At 43.0% G+C, this 13,410-nt stretch carries 13 protein-coding genes; 9 read left to right on the forward strand and 4 right to left on the reverse strand.

Translation table 11 applies throughout. The features are described from left to right. The first annotated feature begins 72 nt into the window (after positions 1-72). Positions 73-1,314: a conjugal transfer protein TraF gene (gene traF / locus L2747_RS05640; RefSeq protein WP_248998113.1), complete on the forward strand. Its 1,242-nt coding sequence runs from the start codon at positions 73-75 to the stop codon at positions 1,312-1,314. Between the two features lie 6 nt (positions 1,315-1,320). Here traF and L2747_RS05645 read toward each other — a convergent pair whose 3' ends face one another. Together L2747_RS05645 and metJ are read right to left on the reverse strand one after the other, a co-directional pair. After that, positions 1,321-2,049, reverse strand: a complete 729-nt coding sequence (locus tag L2747_RS05645; protein ID WP_248998114.1) for a sulfite exporter TauE/SafE family protein — start codon at positions 2,047-2,049, stop codon at positions 1,321-1,323. Between the two features lie 122 nt (positions 2,050-2,171). Continuing rightward, positions 2,172-2,486, reverse strand: a complete 315-nt coding sequence (metJ, locus tag L2747_RS05650; RefSeq protein ID WP_012153825.1) for a met regulon transcriptional regulator MetJ — start codon at positions 2,484-2,486, stop codon at positions 2,172-2,174. Positions 2,487-2,697: 211 nt separating this feature from the next. On the opposite strand from metJ, the gene metB reads away from it, so the two are divergent. From metB to L2747_RS05690, 8 genes are all read left to right on the forward strand, one after another. Then, on the forward strand, positions 2,698-3,858 hold the full coding sequence (metB, locus tag L2747_RS05655) for a cystathionine gamma-synthase (protein ID WP_248998115.1): 1,161 nt from the start codon (positions 2,698-2,700) through the stop codon (positions 3,856-3,858). 15 nt (positions 3,859-3,873) lie between these two features. Further along, positions 3,874-6,267 (forward strand): bifunctional aspartate kinase/homoserine dehydrogenase II, encoded by a 2,394-nt coding sequence (locus L2747_RS05660; RefSeq protein ID WP_248998116.1) that lies wholly within the window; start codon positions 3,874-3,876, stop codon positions 6,265-6,267. Between the two features lie 201 nt (positions 6,268-6,468). Continuing rightward, the gene (gene metF / locus L2747_RS05665; RefSeq protein WP_248998117.1) at positions 6,469-7,359 is read left to right on the forward strand and encodes a methylenetetrahydrofolate reductase; all 891 of its coding nucleotides are present in this window, start codon (positions 6,469-6,471) and stop codon (positions 7,357-7,359) included. A 178-nt stretch (positions 7,360-7,537) separates the two neighbouring features. After that, entirely contained in the window at positions 7,538-7,918 is a 381-nt protein-coding gene (locus L2747_RS05670; RefSeq protein ID WP_248998118.1) for a hypothetical protein, read from the forward strand. 68 nt (positions 7,919-7,986) lie between these two features. After that, positions 7,987-8,580 (forward strand): c-type cytochrome, encoded by a 594-nt coding sequence (locus tag L2747_RS05675; RefSeq protein WP_248998119.1) that lies wholly within the window; start codon positions 7,987-7,989, stop codon positions 8,578-8,580. Between the two features lie 10 nt (positions 8,581-8,590). Then, positions 8,591-9,643, forward strand: coding sequence for a c-type cytochrome (locus L2747_RS05680; protein WP_248998120.1), 1,053 nt, complete (start codon positions 8,591-8,593; stop codon positions 9,641-9,643). Between the two features lie 449 nt (positions 9,644-10,092). After that, positions 10,093-10,341, forward strand: coding sequence for a cysteine-rich CWC family protein (locus L2747_RS05685; RefSeq protein ID WP_248998121.1), 249 nt, complete (start codon positions 10,093-10,095; stop codon positions 10,339-10,341). A gap of 70 nt (positions 10,342-10,411) precedes the next feature. Next, positions 10,412-11,374 carry a DMT family transporter gene (locus L2747_RS05690; RefSeq protein ID WP_248998122.1) on the forward strand — a complete coding sequence of 321 codons (963 nt, stop codon included), beginning with the start codon at positions 10,412-10,414 and terminating at the stop codon, positions 11,372-11,374. Between the two features lie 57 nt (positions 11,375-11,431). On the opposite strand, the gene L2747_RS05695 is transcribed toward L2747_RS05690, so the two are convergent. Together L2747_RS05695 and L2747_RS05700 are read right to left on the reverse strand one after the other, a co-directional pair. Next, on the reverse strand, positions 11,432-12,265 hold the full coding sequence (locus tag L2747_RS05695) for a tetratricopeptide repeat protein (protein WP_248998123.1): 834 nt from the start codon (positions 12,263-12,265) through the stop codon (positions 11,432-11,434). A 233-nt stretch (positions 12,266-12,498) separates the two neighbouring features. Next, the gene (locus tag L2747_RS05700) at positions 12,499-13,323 is read right to left on the reverse strand and encodes a tetratricopeptide repeat protein (RefSeq protein ID WP_248998124.1); all 825 of its coding nucleotides are present in this window, start codon (positions 13,321-13,323) and stop codon (positions 12,499-12,501) included. Between the last annotated feature and the right edge of the window lie 87 nt (positions 13,324-13,410).

The raw sequence follows: 13,410 nt of genomic DNA on the forward strand, positions 1-13,410 counted from the left end.
AAAAATTAACCTTTTTTCGATTTGAGCCGTATTGCAGCTTAAAGCGTTAAGGACATAAAAAGGGTGAGATGGATGAAACGATCTGAAATAGCGTTATTTTTAGTCTTGCTTCCCTGCTTTTCTGTCCTAGCAGATCAAGAATACAGTGAGGTTCGGATTAATGGTATTAGCGGAGAATCTGTTGCCGCCACCTATCTCGATAGCGCCATACTTGTTAATCCAGCCTTGCTTGCGCTAAATATCCGCAAAGACAACGCCGTTGTTATGCCGGTTCGTGCTCCTGCTCTGGGCGTAGAAATGGTCGATCGCGATAGAATGAGTGAGATAATTGATTCATTCAGTGATGCTTACAATGAACTTGCTCTAGCTATTACGATAACGGGCAATAACAATAGCCGCTATCATGACCAACGTATTCGTGATTCAAGAGCGCTAAAGGGTAGCTCTGCCTATGTTAGCGCTATCTCTGACTTAAGTGTTGCTTTCCCTTATCAAAACATGCCAATGGCTATTTTTTTTCAGAGTGAGCTAAGCGCAATCGATGTTGAGGATATTGCTTTCTCTGATAATGGCCAATCAGACACCGCTCAGTCTAATGCTGCCATGTCTAGAATGGGCAGTTTGAATAATCTCGATGTGAATATAGCTGCAGAAGTTGATGCTCTTGAACCTCAAGGACAAATGATTGGTGGTACAGTGTCAGATTTAGGTGTTGCGCTGAGCTTTCCTCTTTCTATAGTGAATATGCCTATTTCGATGGGGATATCGCCCAAATTACAACGCATTGATACTTATAGTTATGTTGCTAATGGCAACCACTTCGGAGACAGTGATTTTGATGAAGCGCAATACCGCAATGATGAAAGTCATTTCAATGTCGACATAGGTATCGCCATACAGCCACTTGATGGCTTAACCTTAGCTGTTTCTGGGCGTAACCTTATAAGCCAAAGCGTTGATTCTATAAAGGTCGATAGGCAAAGTTTTACATATCAGGTTGAGCCGTTAGTGACAGCAGGTGTGGCTTATGACTGGAGCATGTTATCAGTCTCCTCTGATATTGATTTGATTGAGAATCAAAAGTTTAAAGAGCTTGATGGGGCGCAATATTGGCGACTTGGTGGTGAGGTGAGAGCTTTTGATTGGATGTCAGTGCGTGTGGGGTATCGTCATGATATGAAAGACTCATCAGCGGACATTTATTCTTTGGGTTCTGGCTTTATGATTGGGGAGTCTTTTTCTTTAGACTTTACCGGCATGTTTGGTGACGGTGACGCAATAGGAGGCGTGTTGCAAACCTCCTATCATTTCTAGTCAGATTTAAGCTAGTTCAATAATCGATTTAATCGTTAAAACAAGCGCACTGACAGCACATAAGGCCAAAGTGAGTGATCTGGTTTTCTGCTTATCGACTCTTCCAACCAACCGACCCGCTACTAGATAACCCAATATCACTGAAGGTAGTAGCATTAGTGAAATATAAAAATGTTCAAGGGTGAGTAGGCCTGCAAATGCTAAAATTATCAATGCAATCATTGAGCTGAAAATAAAGAAGGCTGATAAAGCCGCTCTAAATTGCCCCGCGTCTTTACCTGATAGCAATATCGCTAATGGTGGTCCACCAATAGCAGCGATATTACCAAATACCCCAGACAACACGCCGGCAATAAATAAGCTAAATCGATTAACCGGTATACTAAATTTCATCAAGCTTAAACCTACAGCTAGCGCAACAATTCCGGCAATGGCCAAGCCTAAGATCGGCTGCGGTGTGATAATAATTAAGGTCGCACCAATAATACCGCCTGGGATCCTTCCTAAAAGCGCATATTGCAGGCCATTGAATTCCAACTGACCTCGTTCTCGAAATAGTGTAAGTAGTGCAATAGAGAACCCCATCATAATCACTGGAGCAGGGACTAAGCTTGGGTCGATAATATAAAGTAAAGGGCTGGCAACAACGGCGAGACCAAAGCCTATTAAGCTTTGGGTCAATGCACCACAAAAAATAATCAGTGAGGCGAGTAGAAGAGTGATGGGCTCTATCATTAGTTTGTCCAGTCGCAAATGGCTAAAGTGGAATGATTCTTAAGATTGTGCAGATGTCAAAAACAGATAAGGACTGCTTAGCAGTCCTTATCTAGAAAGTATATTTGGATAATCGATGAAGATTATTCAAGTTCTTCCCACTCAATGCCCATCTCATCCATCAAACGCTTCACTTCTGCAGGCATGCTGTCAGGTTTATCTTTGGTAAGATCTGCATCGTTTGGTAGTGGCTGGCCTGTATACGCATGCAAGAATGCTTCGCATAACAGTTCGCTATTCGTGGCGTGACGCAAGTTATTCACTTGGCGGCGGGTGCGTTCATCGGTAAGCACTTTAAGTACTTTCAAAGGAATGGACACAGTAATTTTTTTTACTTGTTCATTCTTTTTGCCGTGTTCAGCATATGGGCTGATATAATCGCCATTCCACTCAGTCATTGACTCACCTGTTATTTCAAAATTCGGGGCAGATTTTAACCCTTTAAATTGTGCAGTCAAATTATTGCCTCTTATTTATGACAATTGCAAATAGATTTCTATATGCATGGACGTCTAAACGTCTAAAGTGGTTGACGGCGAGGTATGGCTTCGGTACATTTAGACGTCCAGACATCTCTAATAAGAAAATTAGCATTAAAAGGAGTAGTACATGACTGAGCGTAAACTCGCCACTGCGGCAGTGCGTCAAGGCATTGAGTCCGATAGCCAACATGGTGCCGTTGTTCCGCCTATTTATCTATCTACTAACTACTCTTTTGATGGGCATAAAAACCCACGAGATTTTGACTATAGCCGCTCAGGCAATCCAACCCGTTCAATTTTAGGTGATGCAATTGCAGAACTGGAAAAAGGTGCAACAGGAGTGGTGACTTGTACCGGAATGGCTGCCATTACTTTAGCTACTAGTTTACTCGGCCCAGATGATCTTATTATTGTCCCACACGACTGTTACGGTGGCAGTTACCGTTTATTTACTAATCTTGCCAAAAAAGGCCAGTTTAAGTTGATAGTCGTAGATCAAACTGACTCGAAAGCTCTGAATCAAGCCATTGCACAAAAACCTAAGATGGTTTGGTTAGAGACACCATCAAACCCTCTACTGCGGGTGGTTGATATCGAGGCCATCAGTGCTGCAAGTCATGAAGTGGGCGCACTTGTGGTGGTTGATAACACTTTTCTTTCGCCAATCTTACAGCAACCTCTTTTACTGGGGGCTGATATCGTTATTCACTCCACCACTAAATACATTAACGGCCACAGCGATGTAGTTGGCGGGGCCGTAGTTGCAAAAGACCCTGAAGTCGGTGAATTGCTGCATTGGTGGTCAAATACTTTAGGCTTAACCGGCTCTGCATTTGACAGCTATCTCACTTTGCGCGGAATTCGCACACTTGCAGTGCGAATTCGTGAACATCAGGCGAATGCGCAGCGAATTCTTGATACTCTTGTCAACCATAAAGCGGTATCAAAGATTTATTATCCAGGGCTTAAAGATCACCCTGGTCACAAGATTGCTGCAAAACAGCAAAAAGGTTTTGGCGCTATGTTGAGCTTTGAGCTTGAAGGTGGCGAGCCAGAGTTAGTGGCATTCTTAAAAAATCTTAATTATTTTTCAGTTGCAGAAAGCTTAGGTGGCGTGGAAAGCTTAGTGGCTGTGCCGGCAACCATGACCCACAGAGCGATGGAGCCAGAGGCTCGTGCTGAAGCAGGGGTTAAAGATACGCTGATCCGTCTTTCTGTTGGTATCGAAGATGCTGACGATCTTGTTGCTGATATTGAAGCTGCGCTAAATGCTGCGGCTGCTTGTTAATTAAAGGGGTATACGATGGCACGCTGTCACTTACATAAATTTGGTGGCTCTAGTCTGGCTGATGCAGATTGTTACCGTCGCGTTGCTCATATCTTACTGACGCACGGCCATAGCGATGACTTGGTTGTGGTGTCTGCTGCGGGTAAAAGCACTAACTTTTTATATAAGTTGCTTGAGTTAAGCTCAACTAAACAGTTGTGGCAAGAGGAGCTGCAAACGCTTATTAGCTTCCAGCAAAACTTGATTGAGCAATTGCTATCGAATGAGCAAGCGCGTTCATTACGCGAGCGCTTATCGACAGACCAATCGCAACTTATTAGCTTGTTGTCTTTAGGGCAGATTAATGATTACCAAAGTAGCCAAGTGGTGAGCTTTGGTGAGCGTTGGTCTGCACGTCTGTTAGCGGCGTTATTACGCGAATCTGGTGTTGCGGCATCAGACGTTGATGCGCGCACATTATTAATTGCTGATGAAGCCGCTGTGCCGCAAATTCGTCTGCAAGAGTCACGTGCTAGAGTGCAAGCATTGATTGAAGCACACCCTAATGAGCGTTTAATCATTACCGGATTTATCTGCGCCAATGAGCGTGGCGATACCTTGCTGCTTGGCCGCAATGGTTCAGACTTTAGCGCAACGTTAATCGCTAGTTTGGCTGATATTGAGCGTGTGACAATATGGACCGACGTTGAAGGTGTATTTAACGCAGATCCTAATAAAATTAATGACGCTAAACTACTAAGCAGCTTGTCGTTAGCTGAAGCTAATCGTTTGGCGCATTTAGGCTCGCCAGTACTGCATAATCGTACTTTACAGCCGCTGTTTGATACTAAAGTGAGCCTAGCGGTTCGTTCCAGTTATGCTTCTCATACTGACTTTACTTTAATTGCACCTAAAAGCTCGTCAGCGAGTGCACCGGTAGTGACGAACCTAAATAGCGTGGCGTTGTTTAACCTGCATCTAAATAGCGATTTTAAACAGTTTATAGCCTTGCTAGAAGAGGCTGGGCTCAGTCCGCTTGCGCATTGGGAGCTTGGTCAACAGCGTGTTGAGTTTACCGTAACGCTAGAAAACCAAAAACAGGTTCTAGCGCTATTGGAAACCAATGCTGAAGCGCTAGGTGTAAGTGACATTAAAGTTACTGACAATCTCGGACTTGTCGCGTTAGTTAGTGCTGATGCTAACCTTTATCGCCGTGGGTTTGCTCGTCTACTGAGCCGCAATGCTAGACCGTTATTTAATGACGGAATGAGTCTTGTGACGTTAGTGCCACAAAGCCAAGTCAATTTGCTGACCCAAAAAGTGCATCGTCGCTGTGCGGGTCCGCGGAAACGTATCGGTGTATTACTGCTCGGTGTGGGTAATATTGGCGAGGCTTGGGTTGAATTGTTTGCTAATGCTCAGGCTGCGTTAAATAAAGAGTTAGAAGCTAGCGTTGAACTGGTTGGTTTACTGAGTTCAAAAAAGGCCCTCATTAGCGATGACGGGATTGAACTTGATACTTGGAAGTCTGTATTTGAAAACGATGCTAAATCTTGGCAGTACGACAGCCTATTTGAAGAATTACATCAGCTTGAATGTGATGAAGTTATAGCGCTCGACATTAGTGCAAGTGCCGACTTGACCTTGCAATATCCAGAGTTTTTTGCTCGTGGTATTCATGTGGTAAGTGCTAATAAGTTAGCGGGATCCGGTCCATTGCCGTTTTATTTAGAGCTAAAGCAACAATTAGATAATCGCCGTTTATTTTGGCGCTATAACGCTAGTTGTGGTGCTGGCCTGCCAGTACAGCATGCGCTGAATGATTTGCATAATAGTGGCGACAGTATCGAAGCTGTTGGTGGTATTTTCTCTGGCACGCTTTGCTGGTTGTTTGAAAACTTTGATGCCAAAAAGCCATTCTCAGAGCTAGTACTTGAAGCCAAGGGCTTGGGGATCACTGAGCCCGATCCTCGCGATGATTTATCGGGCCGAGATATGCAGCGTAAGCTTCTTATCTTAGCGCGTGAAATTGGTTTTGAAATTGAGCTAGAAGATATTGAACTTAAATCGCTCGTGCCAGCGGCTTTGGCTGAACTGTCATTAGAACAGTTCTTAACACGCATTAATGAGCTTGATGACGATATGCTACAGCAGTTTGTGACTGCTGCAGAACAAGATAAAGTCCTTAGGTATGTGGCGTCTCTAGATAAAGTGGATGGCAAGTTGAAAGCGGGGGTGGGGATCCAGTGGGTTGATAATAGTCACCCATATGCCAACCTCACTCCTGGCGACAATGTATTTGTTATTCGCAGCGAGTTCTATCAAGAAAATCCGTTGATTATCAGGGGGCCAGGTGCAGGGCGGTTAGTGACTGCAGCTGCGGTGCAATCTGACCTCGCGCATATTTGCCGAGATCTGCTACAAGAATAATTTTCATGTTAATCAATAAAAAAGGACTCATTTGAGTCCTTTTTTATTGGCTTATTTATCGGAAAGGATTGTTTTAGGAAAAAAACTCATTTGCCTGCTTTTTAGGCTTGACTTCAATCTCAGTTTCTCTAGTATATGGACATATAGACGTCCAAACGTCTATCTAACAAAAATTTAATGCTGAAGTTGAGGAATGTAGAAATGGGTTTTCATCACGCACAACATGCTACGTCACTAAACCAGAGCTTATCTGAGCTAAATGGTGACATTAACGTTTCTTTTGAATTTTTCCCGCCTTCAACTCCAGAGATGGAAACTTTGCTTTGGAACTCGATTCGTCGCTTGGAGCCGCTTAACCCAAAGTTTGTCTCAGTTACTTACGGTGCTAACTCAGGAGTTCGTGATAGAACTCATAGCGTGATTGAGCGTATTCAAAACGAGACCAACTTATTAGCTGCGCCGCACCTTACATTGGTTGACGCAAGTGATGAAGAGTTAAAAGAGTTAGCTAAGCATTACTGGAATAGCGGTATTCGTGACATAGTAGCATTACGCGGTGATTTACCGGATGGTAGCCCTAAGCCAACACGCTTTGCTAATGATCTTGTGCGCCTACTTCGCTCTGTTGCTGATTTTGATATTTCTGTGGCTGCTTACCCCGAGGTGCACCCTGATGCGAGCAATGCACAGGCAGACCTTATTCATCTGAAGAAAAAAATTGATGCGGGTGCTAATCGAGCCATTACTCAGTTTTTCTTTGATGTAGAGTCATACTTACGTTTTCGTGACCGTTGTGCGGCGGCAGGCATTGACGCAGAAATTGTACCAGGTATTTTACCTGTCACTAATTTCAATCAGACTAAGCGTTTTGCCGCTATGACTAACGTGTCTATCCCAAGCTGGTTACATCGTCAGTTTGAAGGGCTAGAAGATGACCCTACTACCCGCCAGATGGTCGGCGCCAACGTGGCTATTGATATGGTTAAAGTGTTGTCTCGTGAAGGCGTAAAAGATTTTCACTTCTATACCCTTAACCGCGCTGAACTTACGTATGCCATTTGTCATACATTAGGTGTACGCCCAGGCAAGTAATTTTATAGATAGTGTTCGTAATTAAAACCAACAGCTTTTTGAGCTGTTGGTTTTTTTATGCTTATTTGCCGTGCAAATAAAACTAAAGTCACGATATATAAAGTTTACATTTAGTTGAGCCTATAGTGACTAGTTGATACGGTTGTTTGTGTTGAGGTTTTTTTGGACAGAGTAGATTATGGATAATCAATTAAAATGTTTTATTATTTTTGTCACTGTAATAGGTCTTACAGCGTGCCAAGGAGTCAGGTTTAATACAAATTTGACACCTGATTACGTGGTGGATTCCTATGAAATCAGCAAGGTCATCGAATACTCCGCAGAAGAAGTGTATAACTATGACTCTCAGATGCTTGGAGATGTAAGCGCGTCATACTGCCAAACACTTAATAGTCCAGCGCCTTCTTATTCTAAAGTGGTTGGTGCTCTTAAGTATAAGGTGCAGCAACTTGGCGGTAATGGCGTTGTGATTATGGAGTGTTCAAAAGAGGACCCTTTCGCATCATGCAAGGCGAGACTTGAGTGCAGAGCACTGGCTTATGAAGTTAATTTCTCCTAAATTTATCTTATTCATGCTTATTTTTATGCTCAAGGTAATAGTGCTATCTCAAAAAGTGAGGTCAAACAATGAAACGCAAATTAATAATATTGGCTCTGCTGATATCTAGCGGGTCAACCTATGCCGCTATGCCGCCATCTGCAGTATTGTGTGGCAGTTGTCATGGTCCACAAGGCCAAGGTGTCGAGCCTCTAGGACCTAGACTCGCTGGCCTCAGCTCTGACTATATTGCTCAGCAAGTGAAGCTTTTTCAAACGGGTAAACGACAAAATGTCACCATGGCGCCAATGGCTATGACACTGCAAGGACCAGCAATCAAAGAAGTTGCAGACTACTTTTCCACGCAGGATGTTCCTGTTGTTACGCCGCATTTAAGAGGTGAGAAGGTCAGTTATACGGATCCGACAGAGCAGTTGGTATATCAAGGTGACTGGGAACGAATGATCCCGGCTTGTGTGACTTGCCACGGCCCATCTGGTGTTGGTGTTGGTGATTTCCCTCGCTTAGCTGGTCAACAAGCGTCGTATATTAAAAACCAATTAATTGCCTGGCAACAAGGCACTAGAGGCGGTGATCAAGATGCTGTCATGGGCACTATTGCAGGCAAGTTGACCGCTGCTGAAATTGAAGCATTAGCACAGTACTTTTCGACTATAAAATAGGGAGCTAACCATGAAATTGACTCACATTAGTTTGCTGCTTATTGTTGCCAGTTTTACGTCTAAAGCTGAAACCTTGCCTGACAAACAAGCCGAGCTTGATGCCAGCGCGAAAAAAGAGGGGCAGACTTATTTGCAGCCTCGACCATTGAGCACTATTCCTGAGGGGGAATTTGGTGACAAAGTGCGTCGGGGATATCAATTGTTTGTTAACTCGCAGCAGATGCGAGATAAATACGTTGGCAATAATCTAAATTGTTCAAATTGCCATATGGATGCGGGCCGTAAAGCTAATGCCGCGCCATTATGGGCCGCCTATTTTGCCTACCCTGCGTATCGTAAGAAAAACGATAAAGTTAATAGTTATCAAGAGCGCCTTCAGGGCTGTTTTACCTATTCGATGAATGGTAAGCCGCCGGCGTCTGGTAGTGAAGAGCTCGTGGCTTTGTCTGCCTACTCTTATTGGCTGGGCATGAGTGGCTTAATGGACCAAGTCGGTGTTTCATGGCCCGTGCCAGCGCTTAGTGATGATGAGCTACTAAAAGGTGGTAAGCGTGATGACTTTGCTATGCCTGCGGCTGTGAAAGCGGCGATGACGCTAGAGCAGCGTGCTAAATTGCCGGGTAAAGCCTATCCTAAGATCCCTGAACCAGAGCAAGCTTACTCACCTGAGCGTGGTAAAGAGGTTTATCAAGCTCATTGTCAGTCTTGCCATAATGTAGATGGTCAAGGTTATGAAACTGCGGGAGTCTATTCTTTACCACCATTATGGGGACCTCAAAGCTTTAACTGGGGGGCAGGCATGCATAGAGTGAATACTGCTGCTTATTTCATTTATGAGAATATGCCTTTTGGTAAGAGCATTCAGTTAACTAATCAACAAGCTTGGGATGTGGCGGCTTATATTAATTCGCAAGAACGCCCACAAGACCCGCGTTTTAAAGGTGATATAACTAAGCTTAAACAGCAATACCATCAACACCAAGGTTACTATGGTCAGAGTGTTGCTGGGCAGGCTGTTCTCGGTAGTAAGGCTTATCCAAATAATCCTAATAAAGCACAGTAATCAATATTAATTGTTAGGGTGTATTTAAGGGCGCGTGATTACGCCCCTTTTTATTTTTTGATGACATTTTTAGTAAGAATAGTGATTGCTGCTGTGGGGAGAATGAAGTGCAACATACTCATAAAGCCAGTTGTTATTGTGGCGCTGTCCAATTAGCGTTGAGCTTACCCAAAGGCTTGGTTTAGTTACGTCGTTGTGATTGAACGATGTGCCGCAGAAGAGGTGCTGTGGTAGCCTTTGTATCACTTGAAGGTATTAAGTGTTAGAAAGGGGCGGATAAGCTTTCTCTCTACCAATTTAACACCTTAACGGCGAAGCATTGCTTTTGCCGAGCCTGCGAGATATATACGCACCATCAGGGGCGTTCCAATACAGAACAGTTTGCGATAAACGTAGCGTGTATTGAGGGGGTAACCACCCCGCAGACCGTTAAGAATTTGAGGTTGTCAATGACGGATAAAACAAAGCTTTGCCCTTTATGCCAAGGATTTAATCTTTGTGGCGCGAGAGTCGGCAATAGCATTGAACAGTGCTGGTGCAGTAAACAAACATTTCCAGATAAGCGCTTATTAGCACAAGTTTTGGAAAGCGATAAATTGGCTAAATTGAACGGAACTACTTGTATTTGTGAGTCATGTCTAGTGTCGCTGCAGGCTGATATCACCGCGCAGCAGACTTTATATAAAAGAATCGACTAGCTCTCTAGACCAAGGCAGCTGATTCAGGCACTATCTGCGATCTTGTTATATCTTCAATGAGCCACCTACCATGGATACGCTTACTCAGCGTGCCGAGTTCAAACTCGGATTTATCTTTATTTCAGTTGCAGTACTTTTTTGGGGGCTATTACCCATCGCACTTAAACTATCGGGGATGTTTATCGATCCAGTTACCTTAACTTGGTTTCGATTTTTAGTCGCGTTAGTGGTGAGTTTTGCCATCCAATGCCTTAGTGGCAGCATTAAGCAGTTTAAAGACTTAGATAAAACGTCTTGGATTAAGTTGACCTTAGCAGGGATGTTTTTAATTTTTAACTATGTGTCTTTTGTTTATTCTTTGCAGTATTTAGCGCCCGGTTCTGCTCAGTTAAACTTTCAAACCGCGCCGTTCTTTTTAGCTTTCGGTGGCATGTTATTTTTTAAAGAAAAGCTTAATGCGATACAGCTAAGCTGCTTTGCGACGTTAGCGTTAGGTATGTTGATGTTCTTTCATCCTTATCTAGGCTTTTCTGCTGGGCCCTCAGATGTATGGAAAGGTGTGTTGATTGTTCAGTTTTCCGTTTTATCTTGGGCAAGTTACGCGCTAATCCAAAAATCGATGATTAAACGATTGTCTCCAAATAACATTCTGCTGTTCATCTATTTGTTTGGTATTTTTGCCATGGCACCTTTTAGCGATTTGAGTCAGTTTGCCTCAATGGATCAAAATGAGTGGGCTATTGCTATTTTTTGTGCGATTAATACCTTGATTGCGTATGGCTGCTTTGGTCAGTCAATGAAGTATTGGCCTACGGGACAGGTAAGTGCGATGTTGGCATTGACTCCAGTGATTAGCTTTACCTTAACTGCGATTGTGGTGAGCTTGGGTTGGTGGAGCGACTTAATCAAAGGGGCGATTATTGATCCGTTATCCTTTAGCGGAATTGTATTGATTATAGCGTCAGTAATTGTTGTGCAGTTATCGCCTATTTGGCAAAAGCATAGAGCGTTGAAACAAGCTACTGTGATTTAGAGTTAGTGTGTTTGTATATATAAAAAAGGAGCCGTTAGGCTCCTTTTTTATAGCGAGTTACTCTAGACGAAACTGTAAGGTTTCTAGTCCCCAATCAGATAAAAGTACATCGCGGATCCTATCGCTATCTTGCTCGGTACTGCATCCCCAAGACTTAGCACATGTCATACCTTTAATTTTCGAGCCTGTACCGCTAGAGGTATCAGGAATTGATTTATTCAGTCGAGCAATCTCTGCATCAAAATACTCGGTGTATTGTGGTGCAGTAATGGTGATGGTTTCCATTTCATTGACTGGCGCAAGTGAGCCTGCACTAACCTTTGTCGCTTGTTGCTCATCGACTAGAGCATACAATATAGGTAGTGCGAGGTCTTCAGTATTCTCTGAAGCTTTGAGTTGATGGGCTAGTTGGATTGCTTGCTGGTTATTGAGGTTAAAAGCATTTGATAGCCATTTATCAGCTTGCGGAAGATTTTGAACGACAAAGCCGCCATTGAGATAGACTTTGCCTAATGCGAGTGATGCGGGAGAAAAATCTATCTTAGATGCTTTCTTAAGAAGTGAGATTCCTTTATCTATATCCTGAAAATCAGATTGTTGTAGATAGAGAATACCTGCTTTGTATTGTGCCGTTGTGACACCAAACTTAGCTGCCCGCCGAAACCATTTTAATGCCTGCTTAGTATTTTTTTCCGTACCGTAACCGGCGTAATAAAGTTCACCTAAGGTCGCCATTGCTTCAGAATGGCCACGTTTTGTGAGTATTTTATACGCTTTAAAGTATTCAACACATTGAGACTCCATACACGGTTCTAACGTTGTAGAAGCTGATGCAAAGGTTGGTAAAGTGCTTGTCACGACAATAGACAAGGCTAGCAATAAGTTTCTCATTTGAACTCCATATCAAATTGGCTCCGTAAACAGCATCGTTCGACATTAATCAATCACTTATGTGGGTCATATAGTGAGCGTCTAATGCTATTAATATTTTTTATCAGGAAAAGCTAATTAATGCAATTTGTACTTTTTCTGCAATATTTATCTCACCCAAGAGCTGACAAAGTGTCTGTGTTTCAATCGAGCATATGCATTGGTGTAGTCAACTAATCTTCCTAGTTATTGTACTAAGGATAAAAAATAGCTGCTATTTTTCCCCAATCGCTAAATGAAAAGTCCCTTTGTTTTTGTTCATCATACTCGCCACTGCAACCCCACATGTCGGCACAAGTTCTGCCCGCAATTTTGCTGCCAGTGCCGCTAGAGGTATCGGGTATAGAGTTATTTAATCGTGCGAGCTGTGTATTGAAATAGGCCGTTATATCCGGTGCTGTAACTTCTATGGTTTCCATTTCACCGGTCGGGAATTTGGTGGTACTTGTGTCCGTTTTAATTAATGAATTTTGATACATCTGAGTCAGTTGAGGAAGTTTACTTAGGCCATCAATTTCTATTAATTGTTGAATAAAGCCCTGAGTCCTAGGGTACCCCTCAGTGAAAGCTTGGCTTAAGTATTTGTCCGCCAGTTCATGATCAGCTTCTGCAATAGAGCTACCGTAATAGATTTTCCCAAGCATATAAGAGGCTGCTGGAAAGCCCTTTTTTGCAGACTTCTCTAGGTAGTTAATCCCTTTATCGACATCCAAATATTCCGGCTCTCTTAAATAGATCACAGCAGCTTTGTATTGTGAACTTGCACTGCCGAATTTCGCTGCTCGGCGAAACCACTTCAAAGCTAATTTTGTATTTTGTGCAGTTCCATAACCTGCAAAATAGAGCTCTGCCAACGTTGCCATTGCCTCTGAGTGTCCTCTGCGAGTATAGATTTTATAAGCATCAAAATATTCTTTACATTGTTTGGTTGCGCAAGGCTCTAATGAATTAGCTTGGCTTGATGGGGAGAGTAGTAATGTTAGTGATACTACAATGATCATAGTGAGTAATGTTTTCATAAACCTTTCCTTGGTTAAATAACAATCATTACTATAAGGGGAATAAATTTAATCATCTATCAGCCAAAAGAACTACGTTTTAGGCTT

This window comes from Shewanella marinintestina, assembly GCF_023283845.1.
In the GTDB taxonomy this organism is placed as follows: Bacteria; Pseudomonadota; Gammaproteobacteria; order Enterobacterales; family Shewanellaceae; genus Shewanella; species Shewanella marinintestina.

Excerpts from the sequence above, each read along its gene's own strand:
- traF (WP_248998113.1), top strand. The coding sequence starts at position 73 with ATGAAACGATCTGAAATAGCGTTATTTTTAGTCTTGCTTCCCTGCTTT.
- L2747_RS05645 (WP_248998114.1), bottom strand. The coding sequence starts at position 2,049 with ATGATAGAGCCCATCACTCTTCTACTCGCCTCACTGATTATTTTTTGT.
- metJ (WP_012153825.1), bottom strand. The coding sequence starts at position 2,486 with ATGACTGAGTGGAATGGCGATTATATCAGCCCATATGCTGAACACGGC.
- metB (WP_248998115.1), top strand. The coding sequence starts at position 2,698 with ATGACTGAGCGTAAACTCGCCACTGCGGCAGTGCGTCAAGGCATTGAG.
- L2747_RS05660 (WP_248998116.1), top strand. The coding sequence starts at position 3,874 with ATGGCACGCTGTCACTTACATAAATTTGGTGGCTCTAGTCTGGCTGAT.
- metF (WP_248998117.1), top strand. The coding sequence starts at position 6,469 with ATGGGTTTTCATCACGCACAACATGCTACGTCACTAAACCAGAGCTTA.
- L2747_RS05670 (WP_248998118.1), top strand. The coding sequence starts at position 7,538 with ATGGATAATCAATTAAAATGTTTTATTATTTTTGTCACTGTAATAGGT.
- L2747_RS05675 (WP_248998119.1), top strand. The coding sequence starts at position 7,987 with ATGAAACGCAAATTAATAATATTGGCTCTGCTGATATCTAGCGGGTCA.
- L2747_RS05680 (WP_248998120.1), top strand. The coding sequence starts at position 8,591 with ATGAAATTGACTCACATTAGTTTGCTGCTTATTGTTGCCAGTTTTACG.
- L2747_RS05685 (WP_248998121.1), top strand. The coding sequence starts at position 10,093 with ATGACGGATAAAACAAAGCTTTGCCCTTTATGCCAAGGATTTAATCTT.
- L2747_RS05690 (WP_248998122.1), top strand. The coding sequence starts at position 10,412 with ATGGATACGCTTACTCAGCGTGCCGAGTTCAAACTCGGATTTATCTTT.
- L2747_RS05695 (WP_248998123.1), bottom strand. The coding sequence starts at position 12,265 with ATGAGAAACTTATTGCTAGCCTTGTCTATTGTCGTGACAAGCACTTTA.
- L2747_RS05700 (WP_248998124.1), bottom strand. The coding sequence starts at position 13,323 with ATGAAAACATTACTCACTATGATCATTGTAGTATCACTAACATTACTA.